This window comes from Haliscomenobacter sp. (assembly GCF_033763495.1).
Lineage (GTDB): Bacteria > Bacteroidota > Bacteroidia > Chitinophagales > Saprospiraceae > Haliscomenobacter.
Genome location: NZ_JANRKL010000202.1, coordinates 1 through 26471, shown reverse-complemented (window position 1 = coordinate 26471; position 26471 = coordinate 1). Strand labels below are relative to the sequence as shown.

General features: G+C 46.7%; 21 protein-coding genes. 11 read left to right on the top strand and 10 right to left on the bottom strand.

The window, feature by feature from the left end; all coding sequences use genetic code 11:
* The gene (locus SFV55_RS23290; RefSeq protein ID WP_320031966.1) at nt 1-1914 is read right to left on the bottom strand and encodes a S8 family serine peptidase; all 1914 of its coding nucleotides are present in this window, start codon (nt 1912-1914) and stop codon (nt 1-3) included.
* Nucleotides 1915-1984: 70 nt separating this feature from the next.
* Between SFV55_RS23290 and SFV55_RS23285 the strand changes: the two genes are divergently transcribed.
* Nucleotides 1985-2866 carry a phosphodiester glycosidase family protein gene (locus tag SFV55_RS23285; RefSeq protein ID WP_320031965.1) on the top strand — a complete coding sequence of 294 codons (882 nt, stop codon included), beginning with the start codon at nt 1985-1987 and terminating at the stop codon, nt 2864-2866.
* Here the strand turns inward: SFV55_RS23285 and SFV55_RS23280 are convergent.
* Entirely contained in the window at nt 2856-3710 is an 855-nt protein-coding gene (locus tag SFV55_RS23280) for a LytTR family DNA-binding domain-containing protein (protein ID WP_320031964.1), read from the bottom strand. The two genes, SFV55_RS23285 and SFV55_RS23280, sit on opposite strands and share 11 nt — an antisense overlap.
* Nucleotides 3711-3763: 53 nt before the next feature.
* Entirely contained in the window at nt 3764-3901 is a 138-nt protein-coding gene (locus SFV55_RS23275; RefSeq protein WP_320031963.1) for a hypothetical protein, read from the bottom strand.
* Between the two features lie 17 nt (nt 3902-3918).
* On the opposite strand from SFV55_RS23275, the gene SFV55_RS23270 reads away from it, so the two are divergent.
* Together SFV55_RS23270 and SFV55_RS23265 are read left to right on the top strand one after the other, a co-directional pair.
* The gene (locus SFV55_RS23270; protein WP_320031962.1) at nt 3919-4479 is read left to right on the top strand and encodes a hypothetical protein; all 561 of its coding nucleotides are present in this window, start codon (nt 3919-3921) and stop codon (nt 4477-4479) included.
* A 42-nt stretch (nt 4480-4521) separates the two neighbouring features.
* A complete protein-coding gene (locus SFV55_RS23265) occupies nt 4522-5532 on the top strand; it encodes an alpha/beta hydrolase (protein WP_320031961.1) in 1011 nt (336 codons plus the stop codon).
* A 73-nt stretch (nt 5533-5605) separates the two neighbouring features.
* Here the strand turns inward: SFV55_RS23265 and SFV55_RS23260 are convergent, their stop codons facing one another.
* The 5 genes from SFV55_RS23260 to SFV55_RS23240 all read right to left on the bottom strand — a co-directional run bounded on the left by SFV55_RS23260 (nt 5606) and on the right by SFV55_RS23240 (nt 9770).
* Nucleotides 5606-6283 carry a hypothetical protein gene (locus tag SFV55_RS23260; RefSeq protein ID WP_320031960.1) on the bottom strand — a complete coding sequence of 226 codons (678 nt, stop codon included), beginning with the start codon at nt 6281-6283 and terminating at the stop codon, nt 5606-5608.
* A gap of 4 nt (nt 6284-6287) precedes the next feature.
* On the bottom strand, nt 6288-7493 hold the full coding sequence (locus tag SFV55_RS23255) for a GlmU family protein (RefSeq protein ID WP_320031959.1): 1206 nt from the start codon (nt 7491-7493) through the stop codon (nt 6288-6290).
* Between the two features lie 92 nt (nt 7494-7585).
* Nucleotides 7586-7846 carry a type B 50S ribosomal protein L31 gene (locus SFV55_RS23250; protein ID WP_320031958.1) on the bottom strand — a complete coding sequence of 87 codons (261 nt, stop codon included), beginning with the start codon at nt 7844-7846 and terminating at the stop codon, nt 7586-7588.
* Between the two features lie 188 nt (nt 7847-8034).
* The gene (locus tag SFV55_RS23245; RefSeq protein ID WP_320031957.1) at nt 8035-8604 is read right to left on the bottom strand and encodes a hypothetical protein; all 570 of its coding nucleotides are present in this window, start codon (nt 8602-8604) and stop codon (nt 8035-8037) included.
* Between the two features lie 44 nt (nt 8605-8648).
* Nucleotides 8649-9770 (bottom strand): hypothetical protein, encoded by a 1122-nt coding sequence (locus SFV55_RS23240; RefSeq protein ID WP_320031956.1) that lies wholly within the window; start codon nt 9768-9770, stop codon nt 8649-8651.
* Between the two features lie 213 nt (nt 9771-9983).
* On the opposite strand from SFV55_RS23240, the gene SFV55_RS23235 reads away from it, so the two are divergent.
* Nucleotides 9984-10472 (top strand): NUDIX domain-containing protein, encoded by a 489-nt coding sequence (locus SFV55_RS23235; RefSeq protein ID WP_320031955.1) that lies wholly within the window; start codon nt 9984-9986, stop codon nt 10470-10472.
* Between the two features lie 349 nt (nt 10473-10821).
* On the opposite strand, the gene metG is transcribed toward SFV55_RS23235, so the two are convergent.
* Nucleotides 10822-12990, bottom strand: a complete 2169-nt coding sequence (gene metG / locus SFV55_RS23230) for a methionine--tRNA ligase (RefSeq protein WP_320031954.1) — start codon at nt 12988-12990, stop codon at nt 10822-10824.
* Between the two features lie 470 nt (nt 12991-13460).
* Between metG and SFV55_RS23225 the strand changes: the two genes are divergently transcribed.
* Both SFV55_RS23225 and SFV55_RS23220 read left to right on the top strand, forming a co-directional pair.
* Nucleotides 13461-14567: a DUF1015 family protein gene (locus SFV55_RS23225; RefSeq protein WP_320031953.1), complete on the top strand. Its 1107-nt coding sequence runs from the start codon at nt 13461-13463 to the stop codon at nt 14565-14567.
* A 22-nt stretch (nt 14568-14589) separates the two neighbouring features.
* Nucleotides 14590-15771 carry an amidohydrolase family protein gene (locus SFV55_RS23220; RefSeq protein ID WP_320031952.1) on the top strand — a complete coding sequence of 394 codons (1182 nt, stop codon included), beginning with the start codon at nt 14590-14592 and terminating at the stop codon, nt 15769-15771.
* Between the two features lie 194 nt (nt 15772-15965).
* On the opposite strand, the gene SFV55_RS23215 is transcribed toward SFV55_RS23220, so the two are convergent.
* A complete protein-coding gene (locus tag SFV55_RS23215; RefSeq protein WP_320031951.1) occupies nt 15966-17201 on the bottom strand; it encodes an O-antigen ligase family protein in 1236 nt (411 codons plus the stop codon).
* A 214-nt stretch (nt 17202-17415) separates the two neighbouring features.
* Here SFV55_RS23215 and pheS point away from each other — a divergent pair, with 214 nt between their 5' ends.
* The 5 genes from pheS to SFV55_RS23190 all read left to right on the top strand — a co-directional run bounded on the left by pheS (nt 17416) and on the right by SFV55_RS23190 (nt 26187).
* The gene (gene pheS / locus SFV55_RS23210) at nt 17416-18453 is read left to right on the top strand and encodes a phenylalanine--tRNA ligase subunit alpha (protein WP_320031950.1); all 1038 of its coding nucleotides are present in this window, start codon (nt 17416-17418) and stop codon (nt 18451-18453) included.
* A 3-nt stretch (nt 18454-18456) separates the two neighbouring features.
* Complete coding sequence (hisS, locus tag SFV55_RS23205) at nt 18457-19803, top strand: histidine--tRNA ligase (protein WP_320031949.1); 1347 nt, start codon at nt 18457-18459, stop codon at nt 19801-19803.
* An 89-nt stretch (nt 19804-19892) separates the two neighbouring features.
* A complete protein-coding gene (locus SFV55_RS23200; RefSeq protein WP_320031948.1) occupies nt 19893-20504 on the top strand; it encodes a NifU family protein in 612 nt (203 codons plus the stop codon).
* Between the two features lie 342 nt (nt 20505-20846).
* A complete protein-coding gene (locus SFV55_RS23195) occupies nt 20847-23327 on the top strand; it encodes a zinc-dependent metalloprotease (RefSeq protein WP_320031947.1) in 2481 nt (826 codons plus the stop codon).
* 433 nt (nt 23328-23760) lie between these two features.
* A complete protein-coding gene (locus tag SFV55_RS23190) occupies nt 23761-26187 on the top strand; it encodes a M12 family metallo-peptidase (protein WP_320031946.1) in 2427 nt (808 codons plus the stop codon).
* The last annotated feature ends 284 nt before the right edge of the window (nt 26188-26471 follow it).

Here is a 26471-nt window from a genome sequence, read left to right as displayed (position 1 = left end):
TTATACGTCTGCTAGGTTTTTCACAAAGCCCTGATATCCTGCCTGCGTCAAACGACTCTGCATGATGCTGGCTTCGTTAATGTTGGCATACGCACCTACCACTACTTTGTAAATTTGGCGGCCATTTTGATTGGCGACAACCACAAATACAGGTTGACCAAAATGTTGCTTCAAATTGGCCACTAGGGTGAGCACATTATCATAATTGCTGTATACCCCGATTTGTACACCCCAACCTGAGCTAGGCTTTTGGTTGACATTGACCTCAAACACACTGGAGCCAGCGCCAGAACTCACCACAGGCTGGGTTTGTGATTGGGTATTCGGCTGTACTTGTGGCGGAGATGGAGGGGTATTGGGCATCTGGGTAGGGGTCGATGTTCCTCTGCGACGTAGGGCTTCAGCTACTGCACGTTCGGCATTGACCATTCCGTAGCCATATTTGCGCGAATGGCCATTGATGTATTCACCAGGGTTGCCAATCTTATCAGCGGTCTGGATTAAAATTTGCTTTACTTCACGCGCAGTCAAATCCGGATTGGCCGTCAACATCAGGGCACAAACCCCGGCGACCAGCGGCGTAGCTGACGATGTGCCTCCAAAATGTTTGTACTGATTGCCTCTACTAAAACCATCGATCCAGTACCTTCTTTCGCCCTGTTCGCGGGGATCGCCCTGGTCCCACCAGGCCCGGGCAGCAATGATAGGCCAATCGCCGTTGGAGGGCGCACAAATGGTTACTTCCATCCCGGTATTGGAGTAGGGCGCATGAATGCCCTGGCTGGTACAAGCACCAACGGCGATTACATCCGGGTGTTGCGCATAAAAATTGACATAGTTCAAACTATCGTTGCCTACCGCATACAGGATCACACAACCACGTCCATTCCGGCCCCGGCGGGCAGCATTGGCGATGATTTGTTGTTTTTCGGCATTCAACTGGTAATTGGGATCGGTAGAACCCCAACTGCAACTGATGATATCCGCGCCATTGTTGACACAGTAATTGAAAATCGACTCGGTGTCACGCACACTAAAAGAAGTGCCACTTAAGGGCATAAAGCGAGCATTGGGTGCTGAACCCACCATACCAACACCGTTCGAGGCGGCCAAAGCTACACTGGCACAAGGGGTGCCGTGGGTATAGCGCGCATCACCCTGGAGTATTTGTGGTTCTTTTTTCCAAAAATCAAAGGGTTTGATCACCTTGTTTTTTAGGTCGGGGTGGGTCAGGTCAAACCCATTGTCCACTATGGCAATGTTGACATTAGGAGAGCCAAGGCTGCCCAATGCACGCCAGGCGGCCACCACTTTGGCGTCGATTCCCCGGCGCAACTGTACATTGGCATCAGGTACAAAGCCGTTGTTTTGCAAGTGCCACATGCTCCCCATCAAACTGTCGGTAGGCAAAAAATATTGATCAAGGATGGTATCAATGTCTGGTTCTGCAATTTTTACCAGGCAACTTTTTTGCAGCAGGGCTGCCGTTTTGATCGGGTTGGGTGAATTGGCCGTTACGCGGGCAACCAGCATATTGGGGCCACGGCGCTCCACCAAATCCAGATTGTATTCATCCAAAGCCACCATTTGCTCTTCATCGCTGACCCCCTCGTGGTAAGTGATGAAAATTTCGCCAGTAGCAATCAAAGGCCGATCACTGTTTTCTGGGTAATAGACGTGGGTTCCAACTTCAACCTCCTCCCTTTCGCGTACCTCATCCAGTTTGTCGTTGATGTTGGTATCATCCATGCTCAATTCGACCACCTTGAAGCCGCCCAGGCTTTGGTGCAATTCTTTATTGATGTAGTCTGGTTCTAAAAGTCCGCGAGATTGAGTCATTTTTAACCCAACCAAAGCCTTACTTTTACGCAGTTTAATTTCGCCTTTATCGCTGTGAATGCTGATTTGGTCCATACCCGATATGTTCTGGTGATGTTTTATAGGTGAAAAGTACAAAATATTTTATAACTCATGCAACTGACTGATGATGATTCGCTTGCTGATTCTTTTTATCGCCCTGCCACAAATCATATTTGCACAAGTAGACAGCGTCCAGCTTTTACTCAAAAAAACAGATTGGCATGTACAAAAAATTGCCCCCAAAGCCAAATGGGAACAGCATCATTTCGCCAAGGGTGAGTTGTTTCATGCCAATCAAAACGTCAATATCCTGCGCATCAAAAGAGGGCATCGCCCCTTAAATTTTGCTTTTGCTTCGGGCGGCAAAGCCCTGATTCCCACCAGTATCCAAGGGCAGCAGGCCAAGGCCCTGGCCGCTTTAAATGGCACTTTTTTCGATGTAAAAAATGGAGGCTCGGTTGATTTAATTCGCATCAATGGAATGACCCTGGATACCACCCGGCCCTCAGGTCAATTCCTGGCAGAGCACCAACGCAGTGCCATTGTGATCAAAAACAATCAGGTGCAAATCGTCAAAGGAGACAGCATCAGGGGTTGGGAAAAACGATTGCTAACAGAGGACAACGTGATGGTAACCGGCCCACTACTCATTCACGAGGGCAAAAAAATCCACTTACCAGCCCGTTCGTTCAATACCACGCGACACCCGCGTACGGCTTTGGGCATCACCCGGAGGGGAGAGATTTTGTGGATTACGGTGGATGGACGGGTCAAAGAAGCTGCTGGCATGAGTCTGTACGAACTGAGCCATTTGATGGAAGCGTTAGGATGTGTTGAAGCGATCAATCTTGACGGTGGAGGTTCCACTACCCTTTGGATTGATGGGGCTACCAAAACGGGGGTTGTTAACATGCCTTGCGACGACAAGGTGTTTGATGAATACGGCGAACGAAAGGTGAGTAATGTTTTGTTGCTGAGTCGACGTAAGCCTGAGGTTAACGATTAACCAGCCAACTTTTGAAAGCAGCTGCTTTTTTTTGACTGACAGTAGTGGGTTCAGGCATATTGGGCTGGAGCATAACTTCCAATTTGCCATTGGCAATACTGCGGAAGGAGGCACAGGCCTTGGCGCTGGCCAATATCTGTCGATTGATGCGAAAAAACTGACTGGTTGGCAACAAGTTGGCCAATTCGTCCAGGGTCTCGTTGCTCATCAATTGTTGCTCATCGAAGGTTTTGAGGTAATAAATATCATCCTGCAAAAAACAATAGGCGATTTCTTCAACTGGCACCGGCACCTGGCGGCTGCCCCTGGCCGCAATGATCACCTGGGTATTGCTTGCCGCAGGGGGGCTCGCAAGCACTTGGGGCACAGCGGGCTGGTTTTGAATTAATTGCAATGCCGCATCTGCATGCCTGAAGCGTTGATAAAAATAATACGCCAGGTAAAAACAATTCATCATGGCTATGTAAAAAAGTACAACCCGGTATTCCACGTATAACCAACTTGAGTTAAAAATATTATCCCCTACAACCTGCATAAAAAAAAGATACATCACAAAAAAGGAAAACAACATAGGTACTACAAACCCCAGGGTTGCCTGCAAAAAAGCCCGCAATAGAGAGGCTTCCAACCAGTCGTAATGGCGATCCAGGCGAATACTGACCCAACGAATGAGGCTCCACAAACTAAAATTGATCAGGCCTCCAATCAGCACTTCCTTGAAGTATTCTGCATGCATGACAATTTCCCACAAACTCTGGGTATGCCCCAGCATTTTGATGAAATGAGCCAAAAAAATGGAGCCAATGATGCGCATCCAAATATCGGGGTAAGACCGAGTCTGCACGTTGTGAATTTTAAGCACAATTTATACAAACTTTTACAAGAGTAGCCTTCATTTCAGGTGTATACTTCGGCCCGCTTTTTATCTACTTCAGCCCAAATGCCTTCTACTTCGGGCAAAACAGCCGGGTTTGTTGCCACCTCGCCCCCCATTTTCCAGTCATTCAGGCCACAAATGCTTACCACATTTTTCACCCTTTCAAACCATTATCATGAAGGATTTATCTTGCTGGAGTATTTTAAGTGTGCTGCTTTTTTTAGGCACTTCGAGCCTGATGGCTCAAAAAAATCTCAACCTGGGGCTGGGTTATTTCGGTGAAACGGCCACCCATCCCGGATTGGTTGCTCACCTGGAGTTGGAGAAAAGCCAGTCCAAAAAAGTATCTACCCTCTTCCGCGCCGACTTGGGGGCCTACGTCCATGCCCGCAACCACACTGGAGTCTTTATAGATGTACATGGTGGCTTGCGTCGGTACCGGAATTCGGGCTTTTTTACCGAACAATACATAGGCTTGGGCACGCTGCTGAGTTTTTACAATGGCGATGGAGTATTCCAACGCGATGAAAATGGCAACATCCGGCGTGCTTCGGCTTTCGCCAATCTGGACATCATGCCTTCCGTTACCCTGGGCATCGGCTACAACCTGAGCAAAGATGCCACCAGTGCCAATCTGCTCTATTTCCGCCCCAAGGTCTTCTGGCAATTGCCATTCAACAATCTTGCCTTGCCCCATTTGGCTTTGCAAGTTGGATTCATTCACCGCATCAAGTAAGTACTTGTTTAAATTCATTGATCAGCCTACAAACCTCTAACTATGAAAAAGTTATTCTTGTCGGCCTTGCTCGCTATCAGTCTTTTTGCTTGTGAAAAATCTGAATTCCTCAGCGAGGGCAATTACTACTTCATTCGCCACAAAGGAGCTACCATGCCCGTATGGGTCAAGGGCAACCTCGAATCCGGAGTCTTTTTAATCACAGTGCACGGTGGCCCTGGTTCGTCAGGCCATGAATTCGCGGTGACCAAAAGTTTTACCGAACTGGAAAAAGACTACGCCATCGTATATTGGGACCAACGATTTTCGGGGCTTTCTCAGGGTGACCCCAAAAAATCGACTTTGAGCATCGATCAATTTGTGGAAGATGTAGATGTGGTGGTGGACTTTGTCCGCCAACAGTTCAATCAACCCAAATTGTTCATGCTAGGCCACAGCTGGGGTGGCGGGCTGAGCGCAGCCTGGGTGGGCCGCAACAACAACCAGCAAAAAATACAGGGCTGGATTGACGTGGATGGTTCCGTATATGATTCACTGGAAGTACAAGCGGTCAAACACTGGACACTGGAACGGGTACCCGCCAAAATTGCCGAGGGCAAAGACCTTAAATTTTGGCAATACGTGATCGATTGGTACCAGGCGAACCCCGCCCCGGTGTACTCTACCAAAGAGCCTTATATCTTCGCTGCTGCATTGGACACCAGTTACAACGCCGCCGCCTTGGCGGATAGCAATCAATTGGATTACGCCAAGTTGCTGCTGCGCTCGCCCTACTCTTTGGCCTATTTCACGAATAAAGTAGACGCTCGTTTTGCGGATGGACTGGATTTTCGGCCTGAATTGCGGCGCATCAACATCCCGGCATTGGTATTGTGGGGAAAAGATGACCCAACTTTGCCCATTGAGTTGGCCAGTTTTACTTACAATACCTTAGGTACGGCACCGGATCGAAAAAAGAAGGTGGAGTTTGAAAAGTGCGGGCATTCGCCACATTATGAGCAACCGACGAGGTTTGTGGCGGTAATGCGGGAGTTTGTGGAAAAGTGGCGGTAGTAGAGACGCACGGCTGTGCGTCTTTTCGGCGCAACCATTTAGAGACGCACGGCCGTGCGTCTCTACCAAGCCATCAGCGCAACATTGTCTGATCATTCACCAACACCCAATTGAATTCCACCTCAACAAAAGTTCCTTGCGGAAATACAGCTTTAAATACCTGGGAGAAAAAACGCTCTGCTCTTCTCCGGTCGCTGATCCGCAAAGCCAGTACATTAAAGAGCAGTAGCCCGCCAGGTGCCAAGAGTTCGCTCAACTGCTCCAAAAATTCAATTTGTTGGAATGGTCCGGGGATCTGATCGTCCAAAAAGACGTCCATACAGATCAGATCATACTTTTGATAGGTGCTCGACACAAAAATTTCTGCATCGGTACAAACCATATCGATGGGCGATTGTAAATCTGCCAAAGTATAACGGTAGGCCAGGTCGATGACGACCTCGTCGATTTCCACTGCGGTAACGTGAAAATCCATACCCTGTTTTTTCTCCAGGATGTATGGAATACTTCCCAGGCCCAGGCCCAATACCAAGGCTTCTCTGCCGGGTAATTCTTTCAGTTTACACTGTTCAAAAGCTCGGGCAAAGTTGGTGTAAAGGTCTTCGAAGGAATATACGGCGTGGGCCGTACTCAGCTGGTAGCGCCCCCGGCGCATGCTTACATAGAGGTGTGGATTGTACTCGCTTGATGCACTTTCCAGGTGGATTTCCACCAGATAACTCAGATACCTTTTCCAGGCAGGAATGTGCATGTGTTTATTTTTCCCAATTGCGGTATTTGGAACTATCTTCAAAAGTGCGCAACAGAATCAGGCGTTCGGAGATGTCAAATTCCTTGCCGCGGCGCTGCATCATGGCTTCGGCGGTTTCAAAGGCCTTGTCCAATTGGAAGGTAGTGAAACCGGCAGCCCCACCCCAGGAAAAGGAGGGTACAAAGGCCCGCGGGAATCCTGCCCCAAAAATATTGGCACCCACCCCAATCACCGTACCGGTATTGAGCATGGAGTTGATACCCACTTTGGCGTGATCACCCATGATGACTCCACAGAACTGGATGCCAGCTGGCAAAAACTGCCCAGCAGGATAATTCCAGATCCGTACTTCTTCGTAGGTGTTTTTGAGATTGGAGGTATTGGTATCGGCGCCAATGTTGCACCATTCACCTATTACTGAGTTGCCCAGAAAACCTTCGTGGGCTTTATTGCTATAACCTTGAATGACTGAATTGCTTATCTCACCACCTACCCTACTCCAGGGGCCAAAGGTATTGCTGCCATAAAGACGTGTACCCATTTTGACCTGAGCATGTTCACCCAGTGCCAAACCGCCCCGGATAAGGCTACCTTCCATGATTTCGGCATTCTTGCCAACATAGATCGGGCCATTGAGTACATTGAGGCTGGAACCTTCCACCACAGCACCTTCTTCCAAAAAGATGCGGCTGGGATCGCCGATGATCCGGTTGCTATCGGAAATGGGTTGAGACTCCCGACCCTGGGTCAGCAATTGAAAATCCTCCTCCAGTGCCGCAGCATTTTGGAGGAAAATATCCCAGGGGTGATCTATCTTTAAGAAAGGAGTGTCTTCGATATCATAAACGTGCAGCTGGTCGATGTCCTCATCGTGGATGAGTTTTTCCAACTGTTCCCGATCCAGTTTGGCCACAATCAACTCGTCCCCTTTGAGATAGGCCTCATTGAATTCCATCTGCCGGATCAGCCGGATCAAACGATCAGACGGCATCACCGAACCGTTGATGACAATGTTTTCGTCGCCGTATTCAATCGGGAATTTACTGGCAAGGTAGTCTTGGGTAATAAAAGAAACTTTCGCGTTGAGCCACTGTTTCCATTTTTCTTGAATAGTCAATGCACCTACGCGTAGAGCACCTACGGGTCGGGTAAAAGTGAGTGGAAGCAGTTGTTCGCGAACTTCGCTGTCAAAAAGAATGACGTGCCACATAGGACATTTGAAAGTTTGCCGGAAAATTAAAAAAAAAGTCCCAACCAGACCTGATTGGGACTTTTTTTACCGTGATCACATTGTATGGTGATTTACGACTTCTGAGCGAATTTGGCAAATTTCTTATTGAACTTGTCAATACGACCCGCTGTATCCACAAACTTCATTTTTCCAGTGAAGAATGGGTGCGATGCGCTGGAAATCTCCAACTTAATCAGCGGATATTCATTGCCATCTTCCCAAACGATTTTGTCGCGGCTAGGCGCACAGGAACGACCCAACCAAGCTTCATCGCAAGAGAAATCTTTAAATACCACCGTGCGGTAAGATTCCGGATGGATATCTTTTTTCATGGCAAACTCCTTTTTCAATTTTTTAAATCAGGGTGCAAAGATAATTTTTTTCGTGCAATAAATCAAAAGAGTAGGGCAAAATATTCTCAACTTTTTCATTTTTCGGGTAATAACGAACAAGAGTGGATGACCAAAATAGGCCACCCACTCGTCAATATGGTCACAAAACTCCAAAAAATCGAATTGAATTAGCCTTTAAGGCAGCTTACGATCGAAACCAGGCTAACACCACATGAAATACAAGTGCCATCAAAATTGCGGCCAAGACAACGCACTCTGGCAAGGAAAGTATTGTTTTGGCTGATACAATTTAGAATTTTGGTTTTACAAGCACTGCAAGAACTGGCCGCGCCAAACAGCTGGGAGACACAATTGAGGGGATTTCCTCCACTTATGGCTACCAATTGACCACTCCGCAATTCTGAAAGTTTACCATCGGAACTTTGGGTCAGGCTAAAAAACTGGGTTTTGCCAGCCTCGGTAATTTTAATGGTAATTTGGTCAACAGTACCTAATCTTGAAGGGATTTGCCGGGATGCAATTTGAATGGTGGAATTGCCGGCAGTAAACCGTTCCGACACTTTGATTTCTCCCAATTTGCCTCCTAACTTACTGATTAAGTGGTTTTGCAAATCCCCCCTGAGTAATAGACTAGCCTGAGCCGTGTCAACGCCTTGGGCATAAGAAAATGTAAAGGATGCACAAAATGCAAGGAGGAAGCTTAGCTTCAAAAAAACAGTTTGCAATGAATTTTTCATTGTTTTAAAGGTTTGTAGGTGAAAAAATCGGTTATTGAATCAATTTAGCGCATCATACAGGCCAGATTGGCGACGGGTATGATGTTTTTGAACTGCATTTGTTTGGTGTAATCAGTACGTACGCCATAGGAGAGCATCACGTTGCGGCTGAGGCGCCAATCTCCGCCATAGGAAATACTCATGGCACTGAGTTGGGTAAGGTTCAAGCCAGGATCGCTGAGTACAAACTGGGCATTGCCTTGCGAGTACAATACATCGGCAAAAAAATTGAATTTGGAACCACCGTAACGCAGGCCCATGCCCATCGAAACGATGTTGCCACTAGCGTTGATCGCACTCAAATCGTTCCGTCGTTCTTGCATAATGTATTTGAACAGGCCTGTCAACAACACTTTGCGGCCAATTCCTTTACTGGCACTAATCCAAAAAGCGGTAGCCTGCCCTCGCAGCACCAAACTATCCACCTTGGGGTTGGCATAGGAAAAAATCCGGCCAAAGGCCACATCCACGTGTGAAGCATTCCAGTTGCTGCGCAGGTAACGGACTACCAGATTCTGGATGTTGTCTTTTTGTAGTTTATCCAGGTTGTTGTATTCCTGCTGGATAGAGTCCATTTGTTGTTCGTAGCGCAATCGGTCGCGCATGCTTACTTCAGCGCGGTTGCGTTTGAGTTGCAAGTCAACCAACATCCTCATCCGTTCCTGTTGCAGGCGGTTAAACGTTGTATCAACTGTAAATACTTCAATATCACTCAGTGGATCTCGTTCGCGGTACAGGTTGATCTTGGCTGCCATCGCCACCCGACGGTTTTGTGCGTCATCTTCAATGGTTCCGGCTGAAAAGTCCAGGGTAGATAAGGTCTTCAAAAACGAAGAGGTACGTTGGTATGGTCGTAAATCGGCACGGTTGTAAAAAATCTCCCAAATGGGTTGGGCTTGTATGGCTAGATTGGGCTTGAGTCGCCAGGATCGGAAGGACCAATCCACTTTAAACTCCCGGATGTTGTTGGGGCGTAAAATTTGGGATGGGTTGACCGCCAAAAGATCAAAGGCAGGCGAAACAGGAATGGTAAATTCAGAGGCTCTGGCCAGGGTTGGTGCCTCATTTTGGGCGCAAATACCCCCTAGCAGCCCCAGCAAAAGCAGGAGCGTAAATAGCTTTTTCATACATGTTCCAGGTTTTTGGATGTTTTGTAGTGACCAGTATTTTTCAGCTGAAATACAGGACAAAGTTCCAGCCTGAGCGCGATTGAAACATCCTGCTAAAAGAGGATTTGGAAAAAATCATCAAAAAGGAGGGGGAACATCTTTTTTCAGTTCAATGTAAACTTTTACCAGAATATCTGTTTATTTGGTGAAAACCTTTCAATTCTATTTGCTATGTCTTTTCCACTCGGCCTTAAACGTGCTTGTTCCATGGTCATTTTGCGCCATCAACAACACTTTCTTTTGCTCAAACGCATCAAGCCACCGTATGTAGGCAGCTACCTGCCCGTAGGTGGGAAGTTGGAGCCTTTTGAAGATCCACGCACTGCCGCGCACCGCGAATTGAAAGAAGAAACTGGACTAGAGGTGGAAAAATTAAAATACGGGGGTAGCCTGATGGAGTCTTCGCCGATAGATTACAATTGGCAATGCAACATTTATATTGCGGATATTGATTTTATTGCTCCGCCGCCTTGCCCGGAGGGCGATTTGGAATGGATTGCTTTTGCGGATGTCCCCAAAGTCCCCACCCCACCTACCGATTTCACCATTTATCAGTACTTAATGGAGGAAAAACCTTTTGCTTTTAACGCGGTGTATGATGCAGAAATGAACTTGTTGTTTATGGATGAGGAGTTGGCTGGGGTGAGGATTTTGGGGTGACTCGATGTGCCGCCAACCCATGGATTTATCCGTGGGAGGCCACCCTACCGCATCACCCCATGAATTTATTCGTGGGTGAAATAAATGGCTTCATGAAGTTTTTTGAAATAAACGATCTTCAGCATAGTCCGAACATTAAAGTATGTTAGGCATAATGCACTTCAATTGCCACGTGCTTTAGCGCGTGGATGAAGATTGCCTTTTTAGTGGGCTTTAGCCCAAGCAGTAAGTATTGAGTAAGGGCTAAAGCCCATTTTCAAAAATTCCTGCTATCCACGCGCTAAAGCACGTGGCAATTGAAAAGCCTTGCTTCTGAGAACGGTTTTTTCAAAAAACTTCATGAAGCCATTTATTTCACAATGCTCCCATTGCTCACCCCTACCGCCGGACTCACCAAACGCAGCCTCCCATCCGGTTCCTCTGCGCTCAGGATCATCCCATTCGATTCAATGCCTCGCAATTTGCGCGGTGCAAGATTCGCTACCACCACCACCTGTTTACCAGGCAGTTCTTCTGGGCTAAAATGCTCCGCAATCCCAGAAACAATCGTCCTTTCTTCAAAGCCCAGATCAACTTGCAATTTCAGCAACTTGTCCGCTTTAGGTACTCGTTCGGCGGAAAGGATGGTGCCCACCCGCAGGTCAATTTTGGCAAAATCCTCGTATTGGATCACCTCCTTCAAAGCAGGCAGTTCAGTATTGGTCACTTCGCTCGTTTTTGAATCCTGAGCAGCAGGCGCATTTTTAATTCTTTCCGCTTCGGCAGCCAAAATAGCCGCCAGTTTGTCCTTTTGACGGTTGACAATCTCCAGGCGACTGGTATCACGCCGATCGTTGATTTTGGGAAACAATACCTCCGCTTCACCAACCTGGTGCCCGGCAGGCACAATAGCCAGGCCATTTTCCAGTTTGTGCAACAGCTCCGTCCAATCTCCATTTTGCACCTCTGGCAAACCAATCAGCCTGCGGAACCTCGGCGAGGTAAATGGAATAAATGGATGCGCCGCCAAACTCAACAAACCCACGATCTGCAAACACAAGAACATACACTCCCGAATGACCGGGCTATCGGGATTTTCCTTGTAAATGTTCCAGGGCGATACATCCTGCAAGTAGGTATTGCCGTAGGTAGAAATTTCCAAAAAGGTTTGGCTGGCCGCTTTGAAACTAAAGGCGTCCAACTCCTCGCTGAAGCGCTGTACCAAGGCAGTGACCTCGGCCAGTTTGTCCCGAAGGTCGATTTTTAGTTCCGGTACTTGGCCACCATAATATTTGTGGGTCAGGGTGATCACCCGGTTGACAAAGTTGCCCAGGTTGTCGGCCAGTTCCTTGTCGTGATAGTCCACAAAATCGTCCCATTTGAAATCCGCGTCGCGGTTTTCCGGCATGTTGCGCAGCAGGGCATAACGCAATGCATCTTCTTTATTGGGAAAATCGGCAAATTCTTCCAGGTAGTTGTGTTGCTCAATACCCCAGCCCCGCGATTTGGAGAATTTTTGCCCTTCAAAATTCAGGAATTGATTGGCGGGTACGTTTTTAGGCAAGGCAAATTCGCCGTGCGCCTTGAGCATGGCCGGAAAAATGATGCAGTGGAAAACGATGTTGTCTTTGCCAATAAAATGGATCAATTCCACCTCGTCGCCTTTCCAATATTCCTCCCAGTTTTCGCCATTGTCCAGAGCCCATTGCTTGGCGGCAGAGATGTAACCAATAGGCGCATCAAACCATACGTACAAAACCTTTCCTTTGCCTTCTGGCAGCGGCACGGGGATGCCCCAATCCAGGTCTCGGGTAATGGAACGAGGATGCAAGCCGCCATCCAGCCAGGACAAACATTGACCCAACACGTGGTTTTTCCAGGTTTTGGGGTCGTGGTGTTGTTTGCCGTCGAGTACTCCGGTTTCAATCCATTGTTTCAACCACTCGGTGTGGTTGTCGAGTTTAAAGTACCAATGTTTGGTTTCTTTCAGGACTGGTGTTTTTCCACTCAGCGTCGAACGGGGATTGATCAGTTCCAGGGGTGAGAGGTCAGAACCACAGTTCTCACACTGGTCGCCAAAGGCTTCGGTGTGTCCACATTTTGGACAAGTACCAATGATGTAGCGGTCCGCCAGGAATTGATCATAGTCTTCGTCGTAATATTGTTCGATGAAATTTTCTTCAAACTCGCCTCCCTTTTCGTGCAAACGCAGGAAAAAGTCCTGGGAGGTTTTGTGGTGAATAGGCTCACTGGTGCGGTGGTAAATGTCGAAGGAGATGCCCAGTTGTTCAAAAGTAGCCTTATTCAGGGCATGGTATTTGTCGATAATTTCCCGTGGGCTGATGCCTTCTTTTTTAGCCTTGATGGTAATGGCTGCGCCATGTTCGTCTGAACCACATACCCATACCACCTCCTTGCCAAGCATCCGCAGATAGCGCACGTAGATGTCAGCAGGTAAATAAGCGCCAGCCAGGTGGCCCAGGTGTAGGGCGCCGTTGGCATAAGGCAAAGCAGAGGTGATCAAATATTTTTTTGACATGGTAACACAGTTGAAGTGGAGTCGCGTTTTAATCGTTTAAGATAAATTTGGCGCGAATATAAGCTTTTGTCCAACGAAATAAGTGTATAAAATGGTTCCCTACACTTTCTTTGATTTTGTAAATAATACCTAATTTTTACAATTATTCGATATACATGGAATGCAATTAGTTGTATATTTGGCCATTGTTTTTAGAGCTTAAGCCTTCTGCATACGCTTAGTCGTCCGTTCCAGTATTATTTTCAGCCTTCTACACTATCTAGCCACATTATTTCTTGTTCTAGAATCAGACAGTCTTTGCCTTGCGGCAGGCTAAGCGTACACTATGCAATGCTAGTTCTAAACAATCAGGTGGCAGCCCCTTCCCTTCTGGGGCTGTCCTGCACTAAGGAATGGGTGTGATAACTTTGCACCCGTTCCTTTTTATTTTATTTTGCTATTTTGCTACCTTGCTTCCAAGTAATGGATCCATGCGAATCAACCCTTTTCGGGCGCTCTTGCCACATTTGGAAAAAATTAAATCAAACGACACTTTTTTTGCTGCCGTAAAAGAAGAGTTTCCCCGTTTTGCACAAACTGCTTACTTTGAATCGAGGGAAATACCCGCCCTTTACCTTTGTTCCATTCAATCTGTCGGTCACCGTGCTTTAGGCCTGGTTGCTTGTGCCCATGTACAGGATTATTTGCAAGGGGCCATCAAACGCCATGAAAATACTATCCCTGCCAAGGAGGAAGTGCAAATCCGCTTGTGGAAGGAACAAATGGCGATGATAAAACCGGTGCTGTTGGCTTATCCAAGCGTACCTGCGATTGAGGCCTGGATGCAAAATGTAGCGAATAAACAGGCTCCACATCTGGAAATTCCTTTTCCAGCCGAAGAACAGACCTACCAAATCTGGGAAATCACCGACCCCATCGAATTGCAATACATTCAGGAATTGTTCACCGCCTTTGTGCCTCGTTCCTACATCGCCGATGGGCATCATCGCTGCTCTTCTTCGGCAATTTTATACGAACAAACTTTGATACACGGAAATGTTGATCCTGATTTTTTGGTAGCCCTTTTTCCATCTAATCACTTAAATATCCAGGCATTTCATCGCATTCTGGAGGAGGTAAGTTGGACTGTGGATGAGTTACTCAAAAAACTCGAACCCTATTTTGACATCGAAGCCCGTACTAGTGCAGTGCTCCCAAGCCAGAAATTTGAATGGGGTTTATTGGTAGAAAACCAGGCTTTTCGCCTAACTTGGCGCCGGGATTTTCTGGAGCACTACCATTGGGAAAAAGCCATTTTGGATACCCAATTGTTCAACGAAGTGATTTTGCCAAATGTGTTTGACATTGTCAATGTGCGCCAGGAGCCCCGCTTGATCTATGTTGAAGGGGGCAAAGGAATGGCCCATTTGCAACACGTACAACAACTCAAACCCCAACGCGTAGCCTTCGCCCTCTACCCGGTCAACTTGCAGGAAATGATGTTGCTGGCAGATCACGATCAGGCCTTGCCACCTAAATCAACCTGGTTTGAGCCGAGGATGAAAAATGGTGTAGTGGTGCGCCCTTTTCCAATTTAATCATCGACATAAAAAACGACTCATGATACGGAAGATCAGCGCTGATCGCCTTTATACTGGAATCACCGACGTCGCACTGGACGAAAAGGTAGTCATCTTTGACGCTCAAGGCACCATTTTACAAATTGATGAATTGGCTGCTCATGACCCAGCCAGTGTGGAAAAGCTGAAGGGGGCCATTGTACCCGGCTTCATCAATACCCACTGTCACCTGGAGCTTTCCCACATGAAAGGCAAGGCGAATACTGGAACCGGCCTGGTGCCTTTTTTACAAACAGTGGTCAATTTCCGCGACATTTCCATGGAGGAAATCCTGGATGCTATCGACCGCGCCGATGCCGAAATGTGGGAAGGCGGCATCATGGCAGTAGGAGATATTTCCAATAAAGCGGATACGGCGAACCGTAAGAACCAAAGCCAGATCCAATATTATACCTTTGTGGAGTTTTTTGACTTCTTGCAAGAAGAGGGAGCCGATAATTGGTTCAGTAATTTCAAACCTGCTTACGACCAACAAAGTGATGACAATGGAAACCGCAAAAGTGCGGTGCCCCACGCCCCCTATACGGTTTCCCGTAACTTATTCAAAAAAATCAATGCGCTGAACCAACCAGGCTGCACCGTGAGTATCCATAACCAGGAAACCCCGGGGGAAAATGCGCTTTTCCAAAACAAAACTGGGAGTTTTTTGGAGTTTTACGCTGGTTTCGGTTTCCCCCTGGATCAGTTTCAGCCCAGTGGCAAAAATTCTATCCATTACGCACTGGAAAACATGGATCCGGCCTGCCGCACCCTTTTTGTGCACAATACCGAAAGTACCCCTGAGGACATCCGCGCCGCTCAGGCCTGGAGTCGGGATATTTATTGGGCCACCTGCCCCAATGCCAATTTGTTCATCGAGAATCGCTTGCCGAATTATCAGTATTTTCTGGATACGGTGGCTAAGGTCACCATTGGCACCGATAGTTTGACCTCCAACTGGCAGTTGTCAGTGCTGGAAGAAATGAAAACCATTGCGCGTTTCCAATCTTATGTGCCATTTACCACAATTTTGCGTTGGGCGACCATCAATGGGGCGGAAGCACTGGGCTTTGAGGATAGACTGGGGAGTATTGAAGTGGGCAAACAGCCGGGCTTGTTGTTGTTGAATTTGGGGGAGGATGAGCAATTGAGGGCGGATACGGTGGTGAGGCGGGTTATTTGAGTGATGAGTTCCGAATACATGAGAACATGATTTTAGAAGTGAGCTACCGCAGCGACTTAAGCCTAAATTGTGTCTAAGTCGCTGCGGTAGCTCACTTCTAAAATCATGTTCTCATGTATTCGGAACTCGTAACTCAAAAAAGAAAAGCATCAATTGCTTGATAATCAACTTGCCTCAATTCTATTATTTTTATCTCAAAGGGCTCCTTCTACCCGCTGCTTCAACCCCCACAACCAAAAATAACTCGCCAGCGCCACCCCCATCGCATTCTCCAAAGTAGCCTCCACCAGCAAGGAAGCAAGCAGGACAACAAAAGTCCCCAAAAACAACTCATCCTGATAATTGCGCTGATAAAAAATCGGCAGGAAGATCGCCACGCAAAACAGCAACAAGCCTACCACTCCCGAACCCGCCGCCACGTACAAAAACTGATTGTGCGGCATCATTACCCGTGCGGCATTGGGGTGATGGGCTGCGTATTGGGCATGTACGGCTTGATCCAGATTACCTGCTCCTACCCCCAGCAAAGGCGCTGCTTTGAAGATTTTCCAGCCCACTTTTAAGGTAGTAATGCGCTCAGAATCAGATAACATTTCAGTGTGCCCGCTTTGGCGCATCCGCAGGTCGTATAGGGCGTAATCAACCTTCATTTTAAAACTCGGCAGTACAAAATAACCCAGCACAGGCAAAGCCACCATCGCTCCTATGACTCCCAAAGCCAGCCAATACTTACGGGTCACCCAAGCATAGCGCAAACCCACTACCAACAAAGCCAAATACAGCGCTGCAATGCCACTGCGTACCGAAAGCAGATGGATAAACCCAAAAAGAAACAGCCCCATCCCGGCGATCCATTTGCGCTCCTGTTCACTTTTAAAATAGTAGCCCTGCCAGTACAAATACCCCGCCACTAGCACCCCAATTGCCAGCAATAAACTAAAGCGGATATGGTTGGTCGGCATTGGCATGGCTTGCCCCTGTTTGATCAGGAGTTGGATGTTTTCATAGTCCAAACTGTAGTTAATCAGGATACCCAGACTGGTGATCGACAACACAATGATCAGCACATAAAGCAAACTAAAGTACTGTCTTTGTGGAAATTGCGGCATAAAAAAGAAAGCCAGAGGCAGGATCAAAAAAGGCAATTTGATGCGCAAACGTTCCAGCCAAAAATCCATGTCCTGCACTGTCCAAAACCCCAACAGCACAATCGCAAAATGCAGGCCAAAAACCCATAAATCGGGCCTCCGCCAGAATGCTTTCCAACGCTCTGCCAGGGTCTCACTAGTGGCGATACTCTCCCACACTGCGGCAATGGCAAAACCGAACAAACTCATGGATTGCAAATAGGGAGAAACCACCAGGCCGATCAGAAGGGCGAGGCAGGATAAGTAGGTAAAATAGAAACGGAGCTGTGAAGCTTGAAACATGTTTTATGCTTGTTGAGCAAGTTGAGGAGTTGAGAAAGTTTAGGAGTTGAGCGCCCCGGCACTTTGGCTTCGCTCAGTGACCACGGGCACTCAACTCCTAAACTTTCTCAACTCCTCAACTAAAAATTGGAACTCTGCGCAATATCGCCATTGTTATTGATTCTACATGAAAGTAAAATGCTTACTTTTGCCAGCGATTTTTTAAAAAATGAATATGTCTGCCAACGCATTTCAACAATTACAGGACTTGCTGCAGGAAATTGAAGCGGCCAATCCCGCCTCTGCGGAAACCATTGAGCAGTTTCGTTTGCGCTACCTGGGCTCCAACAATGTGATCAAACCCTTGATGGGCGAAATTCGGAACGTCCCGAATGAGCAAAAAAAGGAATTTGGTCAATTGATCAACAAAGCCAAAGAGCTTGCCGAGGCCAAGTTTGAAACCCTCAAAGCCGTGGCGGAAGCAGCTGCCGAGAAATCTCAGGCTGCTGGTTTAGACATTACTGCACCGGGTGAACCCATTGACCTTGGTTCTCGCCATCCGGTGGCGGTAACGCTGAATCGCATTGTGCGGATTTTTGAACGCCTGGGTTTTGTGATTGCAGAAGAGCGTGAAATTGAAGACGATTGGCACAACTTCACCGCCATGAACACGCCTGCCGACCATCCGGCGCGCGACATGCAGGATACCTATTACCTGCGCAACAGCACCGAAATGCTGCTGCGTACCCATACCTCTTCGGTGCAGGCACGGGTGATGACCTCACAAAAGCCGCCCATTCGCATCATTGCCCCTGGGAGGGTTTACCGCAATGAGACCATCTCCGCGCGTTCGCATTGCCAGTTCCATCAAGTAGAAGGTTTGTACATCGATAAGGGGGTGTCTTTTGCCGACATGAAACAAACCCTGTACTACTTTGCCAAGGAAATGTACGGTCCTGATACCAAAATTCGCCTGCGGCCTTCATTTTTCCCCTTCACCGAACCCAGCGCTGAAATGGACGTGTCCTGCTTCATCTGCAACGCCAAGGGTTGTCGGGTATGTAAACACAGCGGCTGGGTAGAAATTTTGGGTTGTGGCATGGTTGATCCGCAGGTGTTGATCAATTGTGGCATCGATCCGGAAGAGTATTCGGGCTTTGCCTTTGGTATGGGTATCGAGCGCCAGGCCATGATGTTGTACACCATTACTGACATTCGCTTGTTGTTTGAAAACGATGTGCGCTTTTTGAAACAGTTTTCATCTGTCATATAAAAAATGAAACCAACTACCGCCGAAGGCACCCGGGATTTCACCCCTGATCAAGTGCTCAAACGCAACTATATCTTCGATACCATCCGTTCGGTGTTTGTCAAATACGGCTATTTGCCCATTGAAACCCCGGCAATGGAAAACCTCAGCACCCTTTCCGGCAAATACGGTGAGGAGGGGGATCGCTTATTGTTCAAAATCCTGAACAATGGTGAATACCTCAAAGGCATCAAGACTGCGGACTTTGAGGCGCAAGCTTACAAAACCCTTACTCCGGCACTGGCCAAACGGGGCTTGCGTTACGACCTTACTGTACCCTTCGCCCGTTTTGTGGTGATGCACCAGAATGAGATCAGCTTCCCTTTCAAACGTTACCAAATCCAGCCCGTTTGGCGAGCGGATCGGCCCCAAAAAGGGCGTTATCGCGAGTTTTACCAATGTGATGTGGACGTGGTGGGTTCTACTTCGCTGGTGTATGAGGCGGAATTGGTGCAGATTTACGATGAGGTTTTTTCCAAACTCAACTTGCCCGTCGTCATTAAATTCAACAACCGCAAAATCCTGACAGGGATTGCGGAAGTCGCTGGTATTCCAGAGTTGATGGTGACCATGACTGTAGCCATCGACAAACTGGACAAAATTGGACTGGACGGCGTTAAAAAAGAAATGGCGGAACGCGGGATTGGCGAAACAGCAGTGGAAAAAATCACCCAAATCCTGGCCATTCAATCCCTGGACGAATTACAAAGTGCTCTGTCTGGCAGTGAAATCGGGCAATTGGGCATCCAAGAAATCCAAAGCCTGTTGCAGTACCTCGGCACCAGTTCAACCCAGCAAGAAATCCGTTTTGACATCACCCTGGCCCGTGGGCTCAATTACTACACTGGCTGTATTTTTGAAGTACAGGCCAAAGGGGTGGCTATGGGCAGCATCGGTGGCGGTGGTCGTTATGACAACCTGACAGGTGTTTTTGGACTTAAAGATGTTTCAGGAGTTGGTGTGTCCTTTGGCGCCGAGCGCATTTATGATGTACTGGAAGAACTCAATTTGTTTCCTGCTGATAGCAGTAGCTCGCTCAAGGTGCTCTTTATGGCCTTTGACGAAGCTACCCAGCTGTATGCCTTTGCGGCCTTGAGTAAATTACGCGCTGCCGGTGTGAATGCAGAAATTTATCCTGATCCGGGAAAACTCAAAAAACAAATGAAATATGCCAACGATCGGCAGGTTCCTTTTGTGGTGTTGGTGGGAGAAGAAGAAATGAGCAGCGGTTTGCTTGGTTTCAAAAATATGCAAAGCGGGGAGCAGGAAAAACTCAGCATTGAGGAAATTATTGCAAAAACTCAATTGCTTTAAAAACCAGCGAGGCCTAAAAAGCGTTACCTTGTAGATTCAGTCTAAATAGACCTTGTCTAATCATTCACACGACAACAGATACTCACGATATGGAGACTACTGTTACCAAAAGCCCGGTGTTGTTGTACACCGAGCAAACACCCAACCCAGAGTCACTCAAGTTTGTGACCAACCGTATGTTATACCGCGGCACAGCCGATTTCCGGGAAGTGGAATTGGCCCATGAATGGTCACCGCTGGCAGTCGCGCTTTTTGAGTTTCCTTACGTGAAAGGAGTGTACATCAGCAATAACTTCGTCACTGTAAGCAAGGAAATGAACTATGAGTGGCCCGACATCATGCTAAAACTTAAAGATTTCATCAAAAACTACATTGAAGAAGGTGGGGAATTGGTGAAAGAAGGCTTTGCGGAGCATACGGCCAAAGTTGAAGCGGAGCGCGCCGGGGTGACCTACACTGGTGATGAAGCTGAGTTGGTACAAAAAATCAAAGAACTGATTGATACTTACGTAAAGCCAGCCGTGGAAATGGATGGTGGAAACATTGAGTTCAAGCATTACGAAAACGGTAAAGTTTTTGTATTGATGCAGGGTTCTTGCAGTGGTTGTCCTTCCTCTACCGTTACCCTGAAAGCAGGTATCGAAGGGATGTTGAAGCGGATGATCCCACAAGTTGAAGAAGTGGTACAGGAGATGGGTTAATTCCATCTATACTTAACTGCTACAATAACCTTTCATCTTCTTGTTGAAAGGTTATTATTTTTTATTGTCATTTTTTTGCAACAAACATTTGCATTCGTCAAAACAAAAAACTACATTTGCATAAATACTAATTTTATCGCGATTGAATATTAAGTGACATCATTTTATTACCCTGTTTGTCCAACACTTCCTTCCATAATCACTACTTCATAATTCACTGATCCAACAATTTCATAATTCACTGATCGGCTCGGGCAAAATTGCCCATCGAGCAACCTATTCAAGCTGATTATACGTTCGTCCAAGCAGCACTGTTTGGAACTTCAAAAATTTTAACACATCATGAGAACACTACTCACAGTAGTGTTGGCTGTGCTATGGACATTGGCCAACGCTCAAAGCGCTATGCGACCAAGTGATTTGGTAGAAGCAAGGATTAAAAATAATATAACCTTTAAAACGATTCACCTGTTTGAACGTGCTCCTGAATTGAGGAGCGACCCCCAGGTAGTCAACGGACTATGGATGTTTCTTAATACGGCAAGTATAATCCCATTGCAAAGGGAGCGGCCATTGGCCCTCTCTTTGCCCTTTCCAAATGCCGATGGAACGATGATGGAACTGGAATTGGTACAGGTTGACATTCTTAGTACCGATTTCGTTGTACAGTTTTCTCAACAAAGCAACACACCTTCAAGCAAGTTGAATGGACTCTTTTATCAAGGGCGAATCAAAGGACGGCCAGAGTCCATGGCTGCCATCAGCATTTTCAACAACGAAGTAACGGGTGTAATCAGCACCCCAGAGGACGGCAATCGGGTATTGGGACATTACAAAGGCGCCGACCCGCGCTTACACGTTTTGCATGCGGACGAAAAAATGGCTGAACGCCCCGAGTTCCATTGCTTAAGCCCTGATAATGAATTCAACTATCGTCCCGAAGATCTACAACCTCAAGCAGAGCTGCGCAGTGCAGCGCCCTGCGTGCGCTTGTACTTGGAAGTAGACAATGATGTTTTCATCGATAAAGGAGGCCAGGATGGCACTTTGCAATATGTGACTGGAATGTTCAATCAGGTTGCTGCCCTGTACGCCAATGAAAACATTCGTTTGAGCTTGTCCCAAGTATTTATTTGGAACAGCAGTAGCCCATATACAGGATCCGATACGTACACAATACTAACGCAGTTTCAGCGTACCCGCACCAGCTTTAATGGCGATGCGGCAGAATTGATTACTTACAAAGGAGGTGGTGGCATTGCAGTAGTGGATGGCCTTTGCCGCCCTTATACTTCCTTCAAAATGGGTGTAGCTGGTGTGGGACGCTTTTTTTCTAATCTGCCAACGTATTCTTTTAGTGTAATGGTTGTCGCCCACGAATTGGGGCATATTCTTGGTGCTCAGCACACCCATGCCTGCGTCTGGAATGGCAACAATACTGCCATCGACGCATGCCCGGGGTATACAGAGGGCAACTGTAGTGCAACCGAGCGTACCCCTGCCGGGGGCGGCACCGTTATGTCTTACTGCCACCTGAACACTGTAGGTATTAATTTTTCAAAGGGATTTGGCACGCAGCCCAGCAATCTGATCCGCAATCGGATTGCTGCGGCTACCTGCTTACAAGTATGTACAACTGATGGTGGCGGCGGTAGCGATAATGGCGGTGGAGGTAACAATGCCACCTGTGGAGTAGTCGTTTTCCAGATGACATTGGATCTTTTTGGCAGCGAAACTACCTGGGAAATCCTCAATCCGGCTGGGGTTGCCGTTGAAAAAGGGGGGCCATATGTTGACAAAACCCTAGGCCAAAAAATTGAACGCAAAGCCTGTTTACCCTTTGGGTGTTACTCCCTCAAAATCTATGACAAACACAACGATGGAATTTGTTGCACTTATGGAGAAGGCAGTTATCGGCTATTGGATGCAAATAACGTGGAAATCGCTAAAGGTGCAGTGTTTGGTGGTCAAGTGCAGGCTAATTTTTGTGTCAGCGCACCCGATAATGGAGGAGGTAACCCTCCAGCCGATTCGAGATGTGTGAACATTGATTTTAACCGTTACCCTCCCATTTCATTTGGTGGTTCTCAGGACGGAGGCACCGCAAGTATTGCAGATGCGGGTAAAACACTGATCATCAAAAACAATGCATGGAAGGCTGTAGCCATCAATTATTCAGTAACGGCGAAGACCTTTATAGAGTTTGAATTTCGCGCTTCCCTGTTGGGTGAAATTCATGGAATTGGTTTTGATAACGACGAAAACATCTCTTCACCCTATACGTTCCAGCTTTGGGGCTCCCAAACCTGGGGCATCGACGATTATCGCAATTATGCTGGCGATGGGCGATGGAAAAAATATACCATCCCGGTAGGAAAATTTTATACAGGAACTTTTAACCGACTGTTTTTCGCCGTGGACAAAGATGCTGCTCCATCTGAAAGTGATTCCCAATTCCGAAACGTGCGCATTTATGAGGAAGCGCCTTGCCCGAGCTTCCAAGAGCCAGGCATTGATTTAAGTCCGGGCCAATTGCCCCAATTGAAAAACCCAGTTCCCGCTGTATTGATTGCCCCAAACCCCAGTAACATCAACGCTCGTTTTAGTTTGTTGAATTGGCCAGTAGGGCAGTACAAATTGAGCATTTTTGATGCCTTGGGGCAAAAGGTGTTGAACAACTATCCTTTGAATCTGAGTGATTCCAACTCCTGGGATTTGCAACTCAACACAACAAACTGGTCATCAGGTGTTTATTTTTATAGCATCTACAATGATCAGATCAAAAAGTCAGGAAAAATGTTAATTTCAAGATCCAATAACTAAGTGCTCCTGTTCACAGGAACACTTTTTCTTTTGTTGGTTTTTGACATTTTAAAGTAAAAAAAAGCCTATGATAAAAAATATTTGTATCTCATTAAAATTGCCCATAAATTGCATTTGGTTTTGTAGTATTTGTTCCCTCCAAATATTTAATGCCTATCCCAAATTAGGTTGTTCTCAACCTTATTCCCTCAATGATTTACATGTGAACCACTTGGAAAATTAATCACTTTCACGAGACCTATTGTTTCTATTCAGTTTTCTACAAGGCGCTGCCTTATGAAATTTGTTTGTTTTATTGAAATTCATAGCAATAGAAAATCGTGAACTAATAACACCATGATACGCTGATTTATGCTAAATGCACAACAGGCAGGCTAAACACCGCCATGTTGCCTTAAAGTCTATTGTTCACCGGTTATCGTGCAAGAACACTATGAAGTCACTACTAACAATTGTACTGGCCTGTGCCTTATTGGGGATATATGCTCAAACTGGACTACGTCCACAAGAACAAATTGATGTGCTACGAAAGGGAAAATCACCCTTTTTGAGGCTGGCTCTGTTCCCTACTAACATGTTACTGAAGGATGCGGAGCTTCCGTTTGCTCAAGGGCTTACTTTTCAGGAGGGGGTCGCACAAAGTTTATTGCAGCATCCCTATTCAGCCATTGAAATCGACTTGCCCCTTCAGGGAAAAACAGTAACACTCGAAATGTACCGAGTTGAATTGTTGAGCGAAGATTACACCTTAAAATTGGCAGACCCTAGGGGGGGGGCTGATGAAAAAACTAAAGGCTTGCATTATCGTGGTGTTCTGAAAGGAATTCCTGGGTCTCTTGCTTCGCTGAGTATTTATGGTGATGAGGTTTTGGGAATGTTCAGTACCCTGGAAGAGGGCAATTTCACTTTAGCCAAATACCAATCCAGGCAAAACAAGGTAAAATGTTTACATGTACTTTATCCAGAAGATCAAATCCCGGAAAGGCATAATTTCCATTGCTATACTCCTGATGGGCAAAGAGGTTACTCTGCCCAAGAACTAGAAAAAACTCCTGAATTTCGGGCTACCAACAACTGTGTCAATTTATCCTTGGAAGTCGATAACGATGTGTTTTTGGACAAAGGAGGGCTGGATGCAACCACTCGTTATATTCAAGCAGTGTTTAATCAAACAGCGACCTTGTATGCCAACGAAAACATCAAACTCAATCTTTCCGAGCTTTACATTTGGAATACCACCAGCCCTTACAGTGAATATGATGCCTACGGTTTACTGAGCCAATTCAATAACATACGAGCCGGACAAATCAAGGGGGATGCAGGACTCTTGCTTTCTTATAAAGGAGGAGGGGGCCTTGCCGTAGTAGATGGCTTATGCGATCCATTCAACCTGGGTTATGCAGGTATCGGTAAAAGTTACAGTGTCGCACCAGCCTATTCCTTTACAGTAATGGTGCTGACCCATGAGTTGGGCCATATCTTGGGATCACAACATACCCATGCCTGCGTATGGAATGGCAACAGTACGGCCATTGATGGTTGTGCTGGTTTTACAGATGGCGCTTGTGCTACTCCGGCCATTCCCAAACAAGGGGGTACGATCATGTCCTATTGCCACATTACTCAATACGGGATTAATTTTGCACTGGGCTTTGGATTACAACCTGGTAACCTCATCCGCAATCGTATTGCCCGTGCTACTTGTATGAGTGCCTGCCAGATTACGCCCCCACCTCCACCCTGTGGAGAAGTGTCTTTTACCCTTACATTGGATGCCTATGGCAATGAAACGAGCTACGAAATTTTGGATGCGAACAACGTAGTAGTTGATAAGGGTGGACCTTATTTCATCAAAAGCAATGGGCAAATCATTAAAAAAAAGCTCTGCCTTCCAGCAGGCTGCTATACCTTGCGGGTGCTCGACTCTCAGGGCGATGGGCTATGTTGTAGTTTTGGCAATGGTTCCTTCTCTCTGCTGGATAGTGATGCCAGTATTCTGGCCGAAGGAGGGCGTTTCGCTCATTTGTCAGTAGCCTCATTTTGCATCGATAAGCTGGGCCGCAAAGTCACCGTTGTTCCACCGCCACCACCTGACAACAATGTGGGTTGCATCAATATCAACTTCAATACTTTTAGTGTACTGTCTTTCGGGGAATCGCAAGATCAAGGCAGCTCAGCCATTCTTGAAAATGGCAATGGCCTTAGCTTGAGTGGCAACTCCTGGAAAGCCATCCCGCTCAACCGCACCATCACTAGCAATACGTTTCTTGAATTTGAATTCCGTTCTACACAGAAATCAGAGATTCATGGGATCGGTTTTGACAACGATATGGCCATTAATACCTATTACACCTTTCAACTTGCAGGTACGCAAGTGTGGGGGTATCAAGAGTTCAACACCTACGTGGGTTTTGGGGGCTGGAAAAAATACATTATCCCGGTTGGCCAGAAGTACACTGGTGACACTAAATATTTGTTCTTTGTGAACGACAATGATGAAAACTTTTCTCCTGGCAATTCACAATTCCGCAATGTCAAGATTTATGAAACCAAACCCTGCTCCTCTTCATTGAATGGCTTAGTATCCGAAGCCCAACCTGCTCCTCAAGTACTGGCCTCACCTAATCCTGCACATCAGCAACTGAGCCTGCAATTGGATTATTTTCCACCTGGGCGCTATCAGGTACAAGTAATGGATTTGTTGGGAAAAGTGATTTTCCACCACAACGTCATCCATTCCCAGGGCAGCTCCATTCTTGATTTTTCGGTAAACAATCTTCCCGTTGGCATGTACATTTATCAGGTAAAAGGGAAAAGTATCCAGCAATCAGGCAAATTTATGGTTAAACATTCAAAATAAGCGAAATACAAGATTAAGTTTAATTTTGAAAGGGTGAAGCTTTGGCTTCACCTTTTTTACCTTTCTACCAAGTCTATGAATGTAAAACTTGCGTCAAAAAAAAATCTGTATTATTTTGGCCTTGTTTTTATAGTATGGGTATGTTACTCCTGCTTGCCCTCAAAAAATGATTGGCGAAACCTTCTATCTATCGCCCCTCCCAAAAACTGTACGAAAAATATGATCGCTGTGGTCATAACTATTTTTTTATGGAATTGCCCACCGCAAATGCTGCGTGGAGCGGC

Excerpts from the sequence above, each read along its gene's own strand:
- SFV55_RS23220 (WP_320031952.1), top strand. The coding sequence starts at position 14,590 with ATGATACGGAAGATCAGCGCTGATCGCCTTTATACTGGAATCACCGAC.
- SFV55_RS23225 (WP_320031953.1), top strand. The coding sequence starts at position 13,461 with ATGCGAATCAACCCTTTTCGGGCGCTCTTGCCACATTTGGAAAAAATT.
- SFV55_RS23260 (WP_320031960.1), bottom strand. The coding sequence starts at position 6,283 with ATGCACATTCCTGCCTGGAAAAGGTATCTGAGTTATCTGGTGGAAATC.
- SFV55_RS23250 (WP_320031958.1), bottom strand. The coding sequence starts at position 7,846 with ATGAAAAAAGATATCCATCCGGAATCTTACCGCACGGTGGTATTTAAA.
- metG (WP_320031954.1), bottom strand. The coding sequence starts at position 12,990 with ATGTCAAAAAAATATTTGATCACCTCTGCTTTGCCTTATGCCAACGGC.
- SFV55_RS23245 (WP_320031957.1), bottom strand. The coding sequence starts at position 8,604 with ATGAAAAATTCATTGCAAACTGTTTTTTTGAAGCTAAGCTTCCTCCTT.
- pheS (WP_320031950.1), top strand. The coding sequence starts at position 17,416 with ATGTCTGCCAACGCATTTCAACAATTACAGGACTTGCTGCAGGAAATT.
- SFV55_RS23190 (WP_320031946.1), top strand. The coding sequence starts at position 23,761 with ATGAAGTCACTACTAACAATTGTACTGGCCTGTGCCTTATTGGGGATA.
- SFV55_RS23240 (WP_320031956.1), bottom strand. The coding sequence starts at position 9,770 with ATGAAAAAGCTATTTACGCTCCTGCTTTTGCTGGGGCTGCTAGGGGGT.
- SFV55_RS23285 (WP_320031965.1), top strand. The coding sequence starts at position 1,985 with ATGATGATTCGCTTGCTGATTCTTTTTATCGCCCTGCCACAAATCATA.
- SFV55_RS23290 (WP_320031966.1), bottom strand. The coding sequence starts at position 1,914 with ATGGACCAAATCAGCATTCACAGCGATAAAGGCGAAATTAAACTGCGT.
- SFV55_RS23215 (WP_320031951.1), bottom strand. The coding sequence starts at position 17,201 with ATGTTTCAAGCTTCACAGCTCCGTTTCTATTTTACCTACTTATCCTGC.
- SFV55_RS23195 (WP_320031947.1), top strand. The coding sequence starts at position 20,847 with ATGAGAACACTACTCACAGTAGTGTTGGCTGTGCTATGGACATTGGCC.
- SFV55_RS23235 (WP_320031955.1), top strand. The coding sequence starts at position 9,984 with ATGTCTTTTCCACTCGGCCTTAAACGTGCTTGTTCCATGGTCATTTTG.
- SFV55_RS23265 (WP_320031961.1), top strand. The coding sequence starts at position 4,522 with ATGAAAAAGTTATTCTTGTCGGCCTTGCTCGCTATCAGTCTTTTTGCT.
- SFV55_RS23270 (WP_320031962.1), top strand. The coding sequence starts at position 3,919 with ATGAAGGATTTATCTTGCTGGAGTATTTTAAGTGTGCTGCTTTTTTTA.
- hisS (WP_320031949.1), top strand. The coding sequence starts at position 18,457 with ATGAAACCAACTACCGCCGAAGGCACCCGGGATTTCACCCCTGATCAA.
- SFV55_RS23255 (WP_320031959.1), bottom strand. The coding sequence starts at position 7,493 with ATGTGGCACGTCATTCTTTTTGACAGCGAAGTTCGCGAACAACTGCTT.
- SFV55_RS23200 (WP_320031948.1), top strand. The coding sequence starts at position 19,893 with ATGGAGACTACTGTTACCAAAAGCCCGGTGTTGTTGTACACCGAGCAA.